Origin of the sequence: Fulvimonas soli, assembly GCF_003148905.1 — a bacterium.
Lineage (GTDB): Bacteria > Pseudomonadota > Gammaproteobacteria > Xanthomonadales > Rhodanobacteraceae > Fulvimonas > Fulvimonas soli.
Genome location: NZ_QGHC01000003.1, coordinates 53,096 through 67,198 on the forward strand (window position 1 = coordinate 53,096; position 14,103 = coordinate 67,198).

General features: G+C 70.6%; 14 protein-coding genes and 1 pseudogene. 10 read left to right on the plus strand and 5 right to left on the minus strand.

Going from position 1 to position 14,103, the window contains the following annotated elements:
* The first annotated feature begins 81 nt into the window (after positions 1–81).
* The 6 genes from C7456_RS04175 (at position 82) to pcaF (ending at position 6,356) form a co-directional block, all read left to right on the plus strand.
* Positions 82–870, plus strand: a complete 789-nt coding sequence (locus C7456_RS04175; protein WP_109722520.1) for an SDR family NAD(P)-dependent oxidoreductase — start codon at positions 82–84, stop codon at positions 868–870.
* A gap of 93 nt (positions 871–963) precedes the next feature.
* Complete coding sequence (locus C7456_RS04180; protein ID WP_109722521.1) at positions 964–2,646, plus strand: FAD-dependent monooxygenase; 1,683 nt, start codon at positions 964–966, stop codon at positions 2,644–2,646.
* A 35-nt stretch (positions 2,647–2,681) separates the two neighbouring features.
* Positions 2,682–3,653 (plus strand): VOC family protein, encoded by a 972-nt coding sequence (locus C7456_RS04185; RefSeq protein WP_109722522.1) that lies wholly within the window; start codon positions 2,682–2,684, stop codon positions 3,651–3,653.
* 140 nt (positions 3,654–3,793) lie between these two features.
* Positions 3,794–4,504, plus strand: a complete 711-nt coding sequence (locus C7456_RS04190; RefSeq protein WP_109722523.1) for a CoA transferase subunit A — start codon at positions 3,794–3,796, stop codon at positions 4,502–4,504.
* Positions 4,504–5,154, plus strand: coding sequence for a 3-oxoacid CoA-transferase subunit B (locus C7456_RS04195; protein WP_109722524.1), 651 nt, complete (start codon positions 4,504–4,506; stop codon positions 5,152–5,154). Before C7456_RS04190 ends, C7456_RS04195 begins: the two co-directional genes overlap by 1 nt.
* On the plus strand, positions 5,151–6,356 hold the full coding sequence (gene pcaF / locus C7456_RS04200; RefSeq protein WP_109722525.1) for a 3-oxoadipyl-CoA thiolase: 1,206 nt from the start codon (positions 5,151–5,153) through the stop codon (positions 6,354–6,356). The genes C7456_RS04195 and pcaF overlap by 4 nt, the downstream gene beginning before the upstream one ends.
* 214 nt (positions 6,357–6,570) lie before the next feature.
* Here pcaF and C7456_RS04205 read toward each other — a convergent pair.
* Positions 6,571–7,625, minus strand: a pseudogene (locus C7456_RS04205) (NADH:flavin oxidoreductase/NADH oxidase).
* A gap of 82 nt (positions 7,626–7,707) precedes the next feature.
* Complete coding sequence (locus tag C7456_RS04210; RefSeq protein WP_245889761.1) at positions 7,708–8,577, minus strand: alpha/beta hydrolase family protein; 870 nt, start codon at positions 8,575–8,577, stop codon at positions 7,708–7,710.
* A gap of 501 nt (positions 8,578–9,078) precedes the next feature.
* On the opposite strand from C7456_RS04210, the gene C7456_RS17150 reads away from it, so the two are divergent.
* On the plus strand, positions 9,079–9,231 hold the full coding sequence (locus C7456_RS17150) for a hypothetical protein (RefSeq protein ID WP_170120171.1): 153 nt from the start codon (positions 9,079–9,081) through the stop codon (positions 9,229–9,231).
* 302 nt (positions 9,232–9,533) lie between these two features.
* Here C7456_RS17150 and C7456_RS04215 read toward each other — a convergent pair whose 3' ends face one another.
* Complete coding sequence (locus tag C7456_RS04215) at positions 9,534–9,743, minus strand: cold-shock protein (protein WP_109722526.1); 210 nt, start codon at positions 9,741–9,743, stop codon at positions 9,534–9,536.
* A 277-nt stretch (positions 9,744–10,020) separates the two neighbouring features.
* The gene (locus C7456_RS04220) at positions 10,021–10,230 is read right to left on the minus strand and encodes a cold-shock protein (RefSeq protein WP_109722527.1); all 210 of its coding nucleotides are present in this window, start codon (positions 10,228–10,230) and stop codon (positions 10,021–10,023) included.
* A 321-nt stretch (positions 10,231–10,551) separates the two neighbouring features.
* On the opposite strand from C7456_RS04220, the gene C7456_RS04225 reads away from it, so the two are divergent.
* Positions 10,552–11,022, plus strand: coding sequence for a hypothetical protein (locus tag C7456_RS04225; RefSeq protein WP_109722528.1), 471 nt, complete (start codon positions 10,552–10,554; stop codon positions 11,020–11,022).
* Positions 11,023–11,026: 4 nt separating this feature from the next.
* Here C7456_RS04225 and C7456_RS04230 read toward each other — a convergent pair whose 3' ends face one another.
* A complete protein-coding gene (locus C7456_RS04230; RefSeq protein WP_109722529.1) occupies positions 11,027–12,289 on the minus strand; it encodes a winged helix-turn-helix domain-containing protein in 1,263 nt (420 codons plus the stop codon).
* 135 nt (positions 12,290–12,424) lie between these two features.
* Between C7456_RS04230 and C7456_RS04235 the strand changes: the two genes are divergently transcribed.
* Both C7456_RS04235 and C7456_RS04240 read left to right on the plus strand, forming a co-directional pair.
* Complete coding sequence (locus C7456_RS04235; RefSeq protein WP_109722530.1) at positions 12,425–12,868, plus strand: hypothetical protein; 444 nt, start codon at positions 12,425–12,427, stop codon at positions 12,866–12,868.
* A gap of 124 nt (positions 12,869–12,992) precedes the next feature.
* Entirely contained in the window at positions 12,993–14,093 is a 1,101-nt protein-coding gene (locus C7456_RS04240; RefSeq protein ID WP_109722531.1) for a phospholipase A, read from the plus strand.
* Positions 14,094–14,103 lie beyond the last annotated feature (10 nt).

A 14,103-nucleotide genomic window follows, 5' to 3' on the forward strand; every position in this document is an offset into this window, starting at 1 on the left:
ATTAACTGATATATAGTTAGTTACGTGCATGGCTGCCTGCGGCAGGGCGATGCATCCCATCCGGCAACGAGGAACCTACGCATGGGCCAGCGTTTCAAGGACAAGGTGGCTTTCATCATCGGTGGCGGGCGCGGCATGGGGCGGGCCATCGCCGAGGCATTCGCCGCCGAAGGTGCATGTGTGGTGATCTCCGCGCGCACCGAGGTGTTCGGCAGGCAAACCGTGGCCGATTTCCGCGCCAGGGGCTACACGGCGTCCCTGGTGTCCGGCGATATTGCCGACCGCGCCGCGGTCAGGCGCATGTTCGAGGACGCCGTTGCGCAACACGGCAGACTGGACATCGTCGTGAACGTCGCCGCCGACGCGGCGCTTGGCCACGTGCGGGACATGGAGGAGGACGCCTACGACTACCTGATCAGGAGCAACGTCCACGCGCTGTTCTGGGTGGCCAGGGATGCCGCCCCGCACCTCGCCAAGGCCCGGGACAAGGGGCGGCTGATCTACATCTCCTCCGCCGCCGCCAACCGCACCTTCATGCCCGGCCTGACCGCCTACGCCGCGACCAAGGCGTACTTGAACCACTTCGCCCGCGGCCTGGCGGTGGAATTGGCACCACTCGGCATCCTGGTCAACGTGGTGGAGCCGGGAATGATCGAAACCGACCGCATGCAGTCGCATGTCACTGCCGAGCAGGCCGCGGCCATCGCCGCCGGCTTCCCGGTGCCCCGTCCCGGCCAGGCGTCCGAGATCGCCGCTGCCGTGCTGTTCCTGGCCGCCCCCGAGACCTTGTACATCACCGGGTCTGCCCTGCTGGTCGACGGCGGGTGCAGTCTGGTGCCGATGCCGGGGTTATCGGCACGCCTGACGTGAACCGCGACCGAAGCGTCGGCACCGGGCCGGCCTTCGCACCTGTAATATTTTAGTATTTTGAAAGCTCGCTATCTAGGGAAAGGTGGAAGCAGAATGAATGTCCCCGTACTCATCGCCGGCGGCGGTCCCGTCGGCATGACCCTCGCGCTTGAACTGGGTCGTCGCGGCATCCGGTGCATGCTGGTCGAACGCAACGAAACCACCACGCGGCACCCGAAGATGGACATCACCAACGCCCGCAGCATGGAGCTGTTCCGGCGCATGGGCATCGCCGAGGAACTGCGCGCCGTGGCCGTGGCCGAGGACCATCCTTTCGACGTCTCGTGGATCACCTCCTTTGCCGGCCACGAACTGCATCGCTTCCGCTATCCGAGCGTGGTCGAGGCCCGCGAACGCATCCGGCGGAACAACGACGGGACCCAGCCGCGCGAGGCACCGATGCGCGTCTCGCAGACCGAGATCGAGCCGGTGCTCAAGCGTGCCATCGAGCGCATGGCAGGGGTAGACGTGCGGTTCGGCGTGCAACTGGTCGATCTGGCCCAGGACGGGCACGGCGTCACGGCCACGCTGCGGCGCAAGCTCGACGACGCTACCGAAACCGTGCGCTGCGCCTACCTGGTGGGCTGCGACGGCGGCAGCAGCCAGGTGCGCCGCTGCCTGGGCATTCCCCTGAGCGGGCAGTCCAACGTCATGCAGCGCTTCATGACCCACTTCAAGTCCGACGCGCGAGAAGTACTGCAGCGCTGGGGTTTCGCCTGGCATTACCAGTCCAACCACGGCACCCTGATCGCCCAGAACGACAGGGATACGTGGACCCTGCACTCGCGCTTTCCCGAGTCCGCCAGCGGCGGCGACCCCGATCCGGCCGCCCTGGTCCGCCGTTTCGTCGGCGTGGACATCGAACACCGGATACTCGTCGCCAACCCGTGGACGCCGCATCTGGTCGTCGCCGACCGCTACGTCAAAGGCCGCGTGCTGATCGCAGGCGACGCGGCCCATCAGTACATCCCCACCGGGGGCTACGGCATGAATACGGGCATTGGCGACGCGTGCGACGTGGCCTGGAAACTGGCCGCCATCCTGCACGGATTCGGCGGGCCTGCCCTGATCGAATCCTACGAGGCCGAACGCCGGCCAGTCGGCCTGCGCAACTGCGAGATGGCCGGCCGCCATAACCAGGTCCGCGTGCAGATCGGCAAGCTCTACGACGCCCCCCTGGAAGCGCCCGGCGCCGAAGGCGCCTCGGCTCGCGCATATGCCAGCGGTCAGATCCGCACCCTGGGCAACGCGGAAAACGAAAGCCTCGGCATCGAGCTCGGCTACATCTATGCCGACTCCCCGCTGGTATTTCCCGAGAGCGGCGCATCCGTTCCCGCCGAGACCCTCACCTACGTACCTACCGCCATGCCGGGCGCCCGCCTGCCCAGCGTCTTTCTCGACGACGGCTCGGCGCTCTACGACCGGCTTGGCGACTGGTTCACCCTGCTTGTGCTGGGGGACGATCCGGATGCCGCCGATGCCTTCCAGCGGGCTGCGACCATGCGCGGGTTGCCGTTCACCCTGCTGAAGCTGGATCAACCGCAATTGCTTGCCGTCTACGCAGCCAGGCTGGTCCTGGTGCGCCCGGACAACCACGTGGCCTGGCGCGGGAACCGCATCGCCGACGACACCGCCGCCGCGCGCGTGCTCGCATGCGCCCTCGGCTGGCCAGCCGGCGAAGGCGGCGCTGCCGCCACGCTGCCGCAACGCGACACGCTGCTTTCCGCCCGCTCCTGACCGGTACCGGTCATCCCTTCCACGGGGAGTTCGACATGCCTATCCGTTCCCTAGGACACATCGAGATCCGCAGTTCCCGGATCGACGAATGGGCCGAGTTCGGCCCCAGGTACCTCGGCCTGCAGCTTGCCGAACGAACACGTCACGGCCTTGCGTTCCGCATGGACGAGCGCCGACAGCGGATCCTCGTCACGCGCGACGAGTCCGCCGCCGAGCACGCCGTGTTCGGTTGGGAAACCGGCAGCGCGGACGAACTCTCCGAACTGGGCGCACGACTCGAGACCGCGGGATTCGCGGTGAGCCGCCTCGCGCGTGCCGAATGCGACTATCGCCGCGTCGCCGACGCGATCGCGTTCTCCGACCCCAACGGCAACGCCCTGATGGCCTACCACGGCGCCGAAACGTCGAGCGCGCCCTTCGTGCCCGGGCGTCCCGTCACGGGCTTCCGCACGGGCGCCAGCGGCATGGGCCACGCGGTGGTGCACGTGAAGCGCATCGACGACCTGATGTGGTTCTACGTCGACGTGCTCGGCTTCCGCCTGACCGACTACATAAGAGATCCCTACCGGGTGTATTTCTTCCACGTCAACGAGCGCCATCACAGCCTGGCCATGGTCGAATCGGGCAGGACCGGCATCCACCACGTCATGCTGGAAATGCGCAACCTCGACGACGTCGGCCAGGGCTACGACATCGCCCTGGCCGATCCGGGCCGCGTCGGCGTGACGCTCGGACGCCACACCAACGACTACGTGACCTCCTACTACCTGTACACGCCCTCGCGCTTCATGATCGAGTGCGGCTGGGGCGGGCGCAGCATCGACCCGGCGACCTGGCAACCCGTCGAATTCGTCCACGGCTCCAGCTTCTGGGGCCACGACCGCACGTGGATGTCCGCCGACGACCTTGCCGAGATGCGCCGCATCCGCGCCGGCGCCGTCGCCGCCGGCCAGCACGCTCCCGTGCAGGTCATGCAGGGCAACTACGAAGTCGGCCCGGCCGCCTGACCATGCCGCGGGGCACTCCCACGCGCATCGGCGAAGCGCCGCCGCGCCGGCGGCGACATGGCCTGAATCACCGCCGCTTGCACGCACGAGAGCCCCGACCGCCGCTCGTCCCCCATCGACACGCGACCCCGCACACGCCCATGCCCAACAAGCTCTATCCCAACCCTGCCGCCGCGCTCGATGGCCTGCTGTTCGACGGCATGACGATCATGTCGGGCGGCTTCGGCCTCGCCGGCAACCCCGAAAGCCTGATTCTGGCGATCCGCGACGCCGGCACGAGGAATCTCACGATCATCTCCAACAACTGCGGCGCCGACGGCTTCGGATTGTGGATGCTTCTGGCCAACCGCCAGATCAGGAAGATGATCTCCTCCTACGTGGGCGAGAACAGGCTGTTCGAGCAGCTCTACCTGAGCGGTGAGCTGGAACTGGAATTGAACCCGCAGGGCACGCTGGCCGAACGCATCCGGGCCGGTGGCGCCGGCATCGCCGCGTTCTACACGCGCACCGGCGTCGGCACCGTGGTCGCCCAGGGCAAGCGGACCGAGGTGTTCGAGGGCCATACCTACCTGCGCGAGACCTGGCTGCGCGCCGACGTGGCCATCGTCAAGGCCTGGCGCGGCGACGCGGCCGGCAACCTCGTCTATCGCAAGACCGCGCGCAACTTCAACCAGGACATGGCCACCGCCGGCAAGGTGACCGTGGCCGAGGTCGAGGAGATCGTGCCGGTCGGCTCGCTCGACCCGGACCAGGTACACACGCCCGGCATCTACGTGGACCGCATCGTGAAAAGCACCGTGAACGAGAAACGCATAGAGAAGCTGTCCGTGCGACCCCGGGAGAACGCGTGATGGCCTGGGACCGCGACGGCATGGCCGCGCGCGCCGCGCGCGAATTGCGGGACGGCTTCTACGTGAACCTCGGCATCGGCATTCCGACGCTGGTGGCGAACCACATCCCGCCCGGCATCGAGGTGATCCTGCAAAGCGAGAACGGGCTGCTCGGCATGGGCCCCTTTCCCTATGCGGACGAGGCCGATCCGGATCTCATCAACGCCGGCAAGCAGACGGTCACCGCGCTGCCGGGGGCGAGCTTCTTCTCCTCCTCGGCAAGCTTCGCAATGATCCGCGGCGGCCACGTCGACCTGACCGTGCTCGGCGCAATGGAGGTGGCCGCGAACGGCGACATCGCAAACTGGACGATTCCGGGCAAGATGCTCAAGGGCATGGGTGGCGCGATGGACCTGGTCGCGGGCGTCCGGCGCGTGGTGGTAGTGATGGAGCACACCAACAAGGCCGGTGAGTCGAAGATCCTCGAACGATGCACTCTGCCGCTGACCGGCGCGGGCGTGGTCGATCTGCTCATCACCGACCTGGCCGTATTCGCCTGCGACAAGGCGAACGGCGGCGGTCTCACGCTGGTCGAGCTGGCGCCCGGCGTGACCGTGGAGCAGGTGGCGGCCAGGACCGCGGCCCCGTTCAAGAACGGATTGCCGGCATGAGCGCCGCCTTTCTCTGCGATGCGGTGCGCACGCCCATCGGCCGTTATGGCGGCGCATTGAGCACGGTACGCGCGGACGACCTTGCCGCGCACGCCATCCGCTCGCTGCTCGCGCGCCATCCGGAGCTGGATCCGGCCTGCATCGACGACGTGATTCTCGGCTGCGCCAACCAGGCTGGCGAGGACAACCGCAACGTGGCGCGCATGGCCGCGCTGCTGGCCGGCCTGCCCGCGTCGGTGCCGGGCGTCACGATAAATCGCCTCTGCGCCAGCGGAGCGGACGCCGTGGGCACCGCCGCGCGCGCGGTGATGTCCGGCGAAATCGGGCTGGCCATCGCCGGCGGCGTGGAAAGCATGAGCCGCGCCCCGTACGTGATGGGCAAGGCGGGCAGCGCGTTCGCGCGCAACCAGGCCATCGAGGACACCACCATCGGCTGGCGCTTCGTCAATCCGCTAATGAAATCCCGGTACGGCGTGGACGCCATGCCGGAAACCGCCGAGAACGTGGCCGGGCTGTACCGGATCACCCGCGAGGCGCAGGACCGCTTCGCGCTGCAAAGCCAGCAGCGCGCCGCCCGAGCGCAGGCCAGCGGCTTCCTCGCCGAGGAGATCGTGCCGGTGACGGTCCCCGGCAGGAAGGGCGACACGGTGGTGAGCCTCGACGAACATCCGCGCGCCGATACGACGCTGGAGGCATTGTCCACGTTGCGCGGCGTGGTGAAGGAGGGCGGCACGGTCACCGCCGGCAATGCCTCGGGCGTGAACGATGGCGCTGCCGCGATGTTCATCGCCTCCGAGGCCACCGCGCGTAGCCATGGCCTGGTGCCGCGCGCCCGCGTGCTGGGCATGGCCACCGCCGGCGTGGAACCGCGCGTGATGGGCATCGGGCCGGCGCCGGCCAGCCGCAGGCTGATGGCGCGCCTGGGCCTGTCCGTCGCCGATTTCGACCTGATCGAAATCAATGAGGCATTCGCCTCGCAGGTGATCGCCTCGCTGCGCGAACTGGGCGTGGATGCACTGGACGATCCGCGCGTGAATCCGCATGGCGGGGCGATCGCGCTGGGGCATCCGCTTGGCATGTCGGGGGCGCGCCTGGCGATGACCGCGGCGCACGCGCTGCACGCGAGCGGCGGCAGGCGTGCGCTGGTCACCATGTGCATTGGTGTGGGCCAAGGGCTTTCGCTCGCGCTGGAACGCGTGTGACCGGGCTCGACGTGCCGGCTGTCCGGCAACGCCAGGCAGGTCGCCGCCGGCCACGCCTCCCGGGCTGGCGGCCTCCCCGCTTGCGATGCTCCCGCGGCAGCCGCGGGCAGAACCTGCGGAGGCCGGCGCAACGCGAACTTCCGGGCGGACGACGACCGGCCTGCGCAGCTGCGGCGATACCCACGGCCGCCGGCGGGTGCGCCGCCGCCGCGGTTCACCAGCCGCGCTGGTACTGCACCGGCGCCTGGATCGAGGCCCCCAGCGCCCGCGCCGCGCGGCGCGGGAAATAGGGATCGCGCAGGCTCGCGCGGGCCAGCAGCACCAGGTCGGCCTCGCCGCCGGCGACGATCGCCTCGGCCTGCTCGGGCGTGCTGATCAGGCCGACCGCGCCGGTGGCGATGTCCGCCTCGCGGCGGATGCGCGCGGCGAAGGGCACCTGGTAGCCGGGTGCGAGCGGGATCTGCACGTGCGGCACCAGCCCGCCGCTGGAGGTATCGATCAGGTCCACGCCCAGCGGCTTGAGCATACGCGCCAGCGCCACGCTCTGCTCGAGGTCCCAGCCGCCCTCGGCCCAGTCGGTGGCCGAGACGCGCAGCCACAGCGGCAGCGCCTGCGGCCACACCTCGCGCACCGCGGTCACCACCTCGCGCACCAGCCGCGTGCGGTTCTCGAAGCTGCCGCCGTAGCCGTCGCTGCGGCGGTTGCTGAGCGGCGAGAGGAACTGGTGCAGCAGGTAGCCGTGCGCGGCGTGGATCTCCACCAGCTGGAAGCCGGCCGCCAGCGCGCGCTGCGCGGCGGCGCGGAAATCGGCGACCACCCGGGCGATGCCCGCCGCGTCCAGCGCCTGCGGCACGTGCCAGCCCTGGTCGAACGGCAACGCCGAAGGCGCCACCGTGGTCCATGCGCCTTCCGCTTCGGAAAGCGGCCCCCGCCTTCCCACGGCCGCTGCGCGCTGGCCTTGCGCCCGGCATGCGCCAGTTGCACGCCGGCCACCGCGCCCTGCGCGCGGACGAAAGCCGCGATCGGCGCCCAGGCATCGCGCTGCGCATCGTTCCACAGGCCGACATCGCCCAGCGAAATGCGCCCCTCCGGCGAGACCGCCGTGGCCTCGACGACGATGGCGCCCGCGCCGCCCACCGCGCGGCTGCCAAGGTGCACCATGTGCCACGGGCCCGGCAGGCCATCGACGGCGGAGTACTGGCACATCGGCGAAACGACGATGCGGTTGCGCAGTGTCACGCTGCGTTGCGTGAAGGGATCGAACAGCATGCGGCGTCCTCGGAATGGATGCGATCCGCGCGAGATGCGGCGCCGCTTCCCTGCTTCAAGGGACGCCGCCATGAAGCATTTTTCATGTAGCGGCGGCCCACGCCGCGATACGCCCGGCCACCGGCTCCGGCGCCCTCATCCAGCCGAAGTGGTCGGCGGGGCCGTGCAGGTCGCCCGGCGCCAGCACCTCGCGCGTGACCGCCGCGCGCGGCAGCTTGCCGAGCAGCCAGTCGAGCGAGGCCTCCGGTCCCAGCCAGTCGTCGCGCAGGCGCAATGCGAGCAGCGGCCGTTCGATCCGCGCCATGGACGGTTCCAGTTCGCCCAGGCCCCGGGCGGCGTACACGCCGGTGCGGCCGCTGCGTGCCCAGTCGCGGATCACCCCGCGCGCCTCGTTGCCGCCGAAGCCGATCCGGCGCCCCGGCAGGTGGCCGCACAGGCCGGCGAGCAGCGGCGCCAGCCCGTAGGCGGCGCGCACCGCCCAGCGGTGGCGGAAGCAGCGCCAGTACGGCGCGCCGCTGGCCACCAGCACCAGGCCCTGGAACGCCTGCGGATGCAGGCCGGCATACAGCGCGGACAACTGCCCGCCCAGGCTGTGGCCGCCGATCAGCGGCGGCGCCTGCGGCAGCGCGGCGCGGGCGGCGGCCAGCCCGGCCGGCAGGTCCTCCTGCAGCAGTTCGCGGTAGCCCCAGTCCAGGTTCCGCCCGGCGCGCCAGGTGCTCGAGCCGATGCCGCGCCACTCGTGCAGCGCCACCGCAAACCCGTGCCCGGCCAGCGCCCTCGCCAGCGGCAGGTAGTTGCGCGCCGCCACGCCCATCGCCGGCAGCCAGTAGAGCAACCGCCGCGCCGCCCCCGCCGGCGGCTGCAGCAGCAGCAATTCGGCTTCGGCGCCGCCGGCCGCGACGCGCAGGGCACGGGGATCGCTGGACGGCGGATGGGCGGTCGACGAAGGCACGGTCCGTACTCGCGCGAATGGAGAGGCGGACAGGCTAACCGAGACGCGCCGCACGCACAAAAGCGCCGCGCGCGGCCGCAGCTCCGGGGAAGCGGAGCCGCCACCGGCGACCACGGCCCGAAGCGGGCGCCACCGCGGGCGGAATCCCCACCGCACCACGGCGGCAGAGGCGTCGGCCGCGGCCCGGACTTTCCCTTCGCCCTCAAGCTGCCGTTCGCGAAAGATTGGCCTTCAGATACTCGATGAAGTGCTGCGTGTCGGCCGGTAGCAGGCGAGTCTCGTTGAGCGCACGCACCGCGATGGGCGAGGCCTGCCAGTCGGCCGCTGCACCGCGGGACCCGCCTGCATGCCTTCGCGGCCGAGCATGGCGATGCCCGGGCCTTCGGCGGCGAGGCGCTGCATCATGCCGACGTTGTTGACGCGGAACCGGCCGGTCAGGTGCACCTCGCGCCGCTCGCCGCCGCGCGCCAGCACCCACGCGGACCCCGGCGGGAGGAGGACGTGCAGAACCGTTTCGAATGGGCCGACACCATGGCGTTCCTCACCGGCGATTGCCATCCGGCGCTGTTCTCGCCGCAGCGCTTCCGGCGGACCATTCGCCCCGGGCGCTCGAACACATCCGTGCCCGATCGCACCTGTGCATCGACCGCGTGATGCGGCAACTGGCCCGCCTGGTCGGCCCGGGCGCCATGTCTGCCGCGACCGCCGCAGCGCCGCGGATGCCCATGCCTTCGTCACAGTGCGCTGGACGGCCAGGCTGCCGAAAACCCGGCAGGACTATCCGAACGTGGCCCGCTTCCAGGCCCGCACGGAAGAAGATCCGACGGTACGGGACGTGCTGCGGCGTTCCGCCGCGTGATCGGCGCCCTCTCTCCCGATGCGCGCCGGGCTGGCCCCCGCGCAGAAAAAAGGCCGGCTCGCGCCGGCCTTTTCCGGAAAAAGGGGAGGGTCGCCGCCTAGGCCGGCGTGACCTCATCGGCCTGCAGGCCCTTCTGGCCCTGCACCACCTTGAAGCTCACCTTCTGGCCTTCCTTCAGGCTGCGGAAACCCGTGCCGGCGATGGCGCGGAAATGCACGAAGACGTCGGGGCCGTTCTCCCGGCTGATGAAACCGAAGCCCTTGGCGTCGTTGAACCATTTGACGGTGCCAACCTCACGATCCGACATGACTCACTCCGATCTGCTCGTTTGAGACAAGTCGACCTCCCCTATGGCCGACGACTTACTGGGCATGCAGGGGGCGGCAGCAACCAGACCTCGTCAGCCGACAGGAGCGGACGTGTCTCGGGCACGCACGTGGACCGAGCAGACACAGTGGCCCAAGCATAGCCGATTTTTCGGCATGCAAATGCCTACCTAATTAGCTATGCAAAAAGCCCGGCGCCCATGAAAAAAGCCGGGCATCGCTGCCCGGCTTTTTCGTTCCGCCCGGGGACCGGGCGAATCAGGCCGCGGCCACTTCGTCGGCCTGCAGGCCCTTCTGGCCCTGCACCACCTTGAAGCTGACCTTCTGGCCTTCCTGCAGGCTCTTGAAGCCGGTGCCGGTGATCGCGCGGAAATGCACGAACACGTCGGGGCCGTTGTCGCGGCTGATGAAGCCGAAGCCCTTGGCATCGTTGAACCACTTGACGGTACCGATCTGACGATCAGACATGAAACACTCCTGGATTTACTTGAGGAAAGACTCGACTGCCGCGACGCGCGGAGCCGACTTACTGGTGTGCAAGGAAACCCAAGGGGTGAGGCGATGAGGCGGATCGAGATCAGCTGCATCGGGTCACAAAACTCTGGTGACCCCGGCAAACACAGTGCGCGCATCATAGCGGTATCCGGCCGCGGATGCGAACGCGCCGCGCCCCGGGGCTGAACGGCCGTTCGGCGAACGGCGCCCTCGCGGCGCTTTTTCAGGTTTTCTTTACTTCCGCGATTGTCTAGTGTCCGCCATCCAACCGCCCCGAAATCGGAGGAGCCGACCATGACGTCCCCGTTTGCGCGTCTGTTCATCGTCACGGCGCTTGGCGGCCTCGCGCTGGCCGGCTGCGCCAGCAAGCCCGCCCAGCGCAGTACCGGCCACGCCGCCGGCACCACCACCGGCGCCCCCGCGCACGCCACGGCGCCGGCCGCCTCCCCGCACAGGACGAGCCCGGTCCACCGCGAGGCGGCCGCCGAGCAGCCGCTGCCCGAGCGCACCGGCATCCCGGTCTGCGACGACTACCTGGCCAGCTACCGGGGCTGCCACCGCGCCGCGGGCATCTACGCGCCCGACCAGATCGAGGGCCGCTACCAGGCGATGCGCACCAGCCTGCTGCGCGACTCGCTGGACCCGGACATCCGGCCGCAGCTGGCCGCCCGCTGCAACTCGCTGGCCTCCCAGCTGCGCCAGGCGCTGCACGGCAAGGCGTGCGAGCCGGAGCAGCCGGCGGCGGCGGCCAGCAGCGGCCGCTGAGCCTTCACCCCGCGCGCCAGTGCCGGCGCAGCGCCGCGCCGAACGCGGCCGGCCGGCAGCGCGCCAGCCGGATCGACGGCGTGCCGTGCCAGCGCGCGGTGCGCGCGATCGCCGCGGCCACCTCGCGCTGCAGCCGCGCATCCGCCGCCGCCACGCCCGGCTCCAGGTACAGCGCCTTGATCTCGAACGCGCCCTCGGCGCGGTGCGCCTTGGCGTCGAGCCGGCCGACCAGCCGCCCGCGGTGCAGGATCGGCAGCACGTAGTAGCCGTAGCGCCGCTTCGGCGCCGGCGTGTAGCACTCGATGGCGTACTCGAAGTCGAACATCGCCTGCACCCGCGCGCGGTCCCACACCAGCGGATCGAACGGCGACAGCAGCGCGGTGTGCGTGGCGCGCAGGCGGCCCTGCGCGGCCTGCGCCAGCAGCGCGGCGTGGTCGCGGTGCACGTAGCCCGGCGCGCTCCAGCCGGCCACCGCCACCGGCAGCAGCTCGCCCTCGGCCGCCAGCGCCGCCAGCTCGGCCTCGCCCACCGCCGGCTTCAGCCGGTAGTAGTCGGCCACCCAGCGCGCCTGCGCGATGCCGAGCGCGCGCACGCTGTCGGCGATGAAGCGCCGGCGCAGCCCGGCCGGCGGCAGCGCGCTGGCGACGAACGGCGGATCGAGCCTGGCCAGCACGCGCTCGGCCAGGTCGTAGACGCGCTGGAAGCGCTCGCGCCGGCTCACCATCAGCTCGCCCAGCGCGAAACAGGCCTCCAGCCAGCGCTTCTCCGGCTTCCACTCCCACCAGCCACTGGCCCCGCGCCGCTCGCGCGGAAAGTCCGCGGCGCGCACCGCGCCCGCCGCGCGGATGCGCGCGAGCAGGCCGTCCATCGCCGCGCGGTGCTCGCGCTGCATGCGCTCGGCGTGCCGCTGCGCCCAGTGGCTGCCGCGCTCGCGCCAGGCACGGTGCAGCGGCAGGTCGGCGGCCGGCACGAAGCAGGCCTCGTGCGCCCAGCACTCGGCCAGCCGGCCCTGCTCCAGCGCCGCGTCCAGCCACTCCTGCGGGTAGTCGCCCAGCCGCGCGTGCAGCACCAGGTAGGGGCTGCGGGCGACCACGTGGATGCTGTCGATCTGCAGCAGGCGCATGCGCTCCACCGCCGCCACCACGTCCGCCGGCCGCGCGCGGCGGCGCGGCGGCTGCAACAACCCTTGCGCCGCCAGTTGCAGGCAGCGGGCCTGGCCGATGCCGAGCGGGCGGGCGGCCGGCGCGGCTGAAGGCGGGCGCAACATCGCGGGTGGCTTCACGCGGTCCTCACTTTCCGGTTGAGCTGACATTTACGCACGCCTTGCTAGCGTGGCCTCGGCGCAATCGGCGCGTTCCCGCGCCCGCTGCGTACCCGTCATTCTCAGGCATGGAGTATCGACATGACATTCCGCAAGCCGCTCTTGTCCGCGGTCGTCGCCGGATCGCTGCTGTTCGGCGGATCGCTGCTGGCGCAGGACCAGACCACGCCACCGCCCCCTCCGCCGCCGCCGGCCGACGCCACGCCACCGCCGCCGCCCCCGCCGGCCGATGCCACGCCGCCGGCACCGCCGGCCGACCAGTCGATGCAGCAGAGCCCGCCGCCGGATGCGTCCGCCGCGAACGGCGGGCAGGGCCAGCAGGTCACGGTGCGCTCCACGATGCCGCCGGCGCCGCAGGCGGGCCCCGCGCCGGACTTCGCGCAGCTGTCCGGCGGCGGCAAGTCGATCAGCGCGGAGCAGGCCTCGGCCTATCCGCCGCTGGCCAACGACTTCGACCACGCCGACCGCAACCGCGACGGCCGCATCAGCAAGAGCGAGTACGAGCACTGGCGCTCGGGCCAGTAAGCCGCCGCCCGCACGGACACGCCGGCCGCATCAGGCGGCCGGCGTTTTCCCGTCCGCGCCGGACGGGCGCGGCTAGACTCGGGCTACTCTTGCCCGTATGGACACAGACACGAGGAGCCCGCCGATGAGCAGCGCGCGCATCGTCATCCCCCTGGCTTCGCTGTGCGCCGCCCTGGCGCCCGCGGCGGCCCTGGCGCAGAACCCCGACCCGATGGACATCCGCGCCTGCACCGCGATCGAGAGCGACGCGCAGCGCCTGGCCTGCTACGACCACGCCACCGGCCGCGTGAACCTGCCGGTGGCGCACAAGCGCAGCGACGCCGCCGCGCAGGCGCCGAGCGTGTTCAGCCACGAGGGCGCCGCGCCGGCGGGCCGCGACGTCGCCGCCGCCAACCCGGAGGTGGCCAGGCCGCTGTCGCTGCTGGACAGCCGCTGGGAGCTGTCGCCGGAGAGCAAGCTGGGCACCTTCAACCTGCGCGGCTACCGGCCGCTCTACGTGATGCCGGTGTTCGCCACCAGCAACCAGAACACCCGCCCGCAAAGCCCCAACCCGAACAACACGGTGCAGTCGCCGCAGTCGCTCGACACGGTGGAGGCCAAGTTCCAGCTCAGCCTCAAGACCAAGGTGTGGCAGGGCGTGTTCGGCGACACCGGCGACCTGTGGGTGGGCTACACCCAGTCCTCGCGCTGGCAGGTCTACAACAGCGACAACTCGCGGCCGTTCCGCGAGACCAACTACGAGCCCGAGGCGATGCTGGTGTTCGAGACCCACTACCGGGTGCTGGGCTGGGACGGGCGGCTGCTGGGCATCGGCATCGACCACGAATCCAACGGCCGCGCCGATCCGCTCTCGCGCAGCTGGAACCGGGTGATCGCCGACATCGGCTTCGAGCGCGACGGCTGGACGGTGATGTTCCGGCCCTGGTGGCGCGTCCCGGAGGACCGCAAGGACGACGACAACCCCGACATCAGCGACTACATGGGCCGCGGCGACGTGCAGATCGTGCGCGAGGCGGGCAGCCAGGAGTTCGGCATGATGCTGCGCCACTCCTTCCGCGGCGGCAGCAACAGCCACGGCGCCGCGCAGTTCACCTGGAGCTTCCCCATCGCCGGCAACCTGCGCGGCTACATGGAGCTGTTCAAGGGCTACGGCGAGAGCCTGATCGACTACAACCACAACGCCACCTACCTCGGCCTGGGCATCTCGCTGCTGGACTGGTACTGAGCGTCTTCCG

What these genes read in the sequence shown, in the direction of transcription:
- C7456_RS04230 (WP_109722529.1), bottom strand. Translation starts at nt 12,289, where the DNA reads ATGTTGCGCCCGCCTTCAGCCGCGCCGGCCGCCCGCCCGCTCGGCATC.
- C7456_RS04195 (WP_109722524.1), top strand. Translation starts at nt 4,504, where the DNA reads ATGGCCTGGGACCGCGACGGCATGGCCGCGCGCGCCGCGCGCGAATTG.
- pcaF (WP_109722525.1), top strand. Translation starts at nt 5,151, where the DNA reads ATGAGCGCCGCCTTTCTCTGCGATGCGGTGCGCACGCCCATCGGCCGT.
- C7456_RS04175 (WP_109722520.1), top strand. Translation starts at nt 82, where the DNA reads ATGGGCCAGCGTTTCAAGGACAAGGTGGCTTTCATCATCGGTGGCGGG.
- C7456_RS04235 (WP_109722530.1), top strand. Translation starts at nt 12,425, where the DNA reads ATGACATTCCGCAAGCCGCTCTTGTCCGCGGTCGTCGCCGGATCGCTG.
- C7456_RS04215 (WP_109722526.1), bottom strand. Translation starts at nt 9,743, where the DNA reads ATGTCGGATCGTGAGGTTGGCACCGTCAAATGGTTCAACGACGCCAAG.
- C7456_RS04180 (WP_109722521.1), top strand. Translation starts at nt 964, where the DNA reads ATGAATGTCCCCGTACTCATCGCCGGCGGCGGTCCCGTCGGCATGACC.
- C7456_RS04240 (WP_109722531.1), top strand. Translation starts at nt 12,993, where the DNA reads ATGAGCAGCGCGCGCATCGTCATCCCCCTGGCTTCGCTGTGCGCCGCC.
- C7456_RS04190 (WP_109722523.1), top strand. Translation starts at nt 3,794, where the DNA reads ATGCCCAACAAGCTCTATCCCAACCCTGCCGCCGCGCTCGATGGCCTG.
- C7456_RS04225 (WP_109722528.1), top strand. Translation starts at nt 10,552, where the DNA reads ATGACGTCCCCGTTTGCGCGTCTGTTCATCGTCACGGCGCTTGGCGGC.
- C7456_RS04185 (WP_109722522.1), top strand. Translation starts at nt 2,682, where the DNA reads ATGCCTATCCGTTCCCTAGGACACATCGAGATCCGCAGTTCCCGGATC.
- C7456_RS04220 (WP_109722527.1), bottom strand. Translation starts at nt 10,230, where the DNA reads ATGTCTGATCGTCAGATCGGTACCGTCAAGTGGTTCAACGATGCCAAG.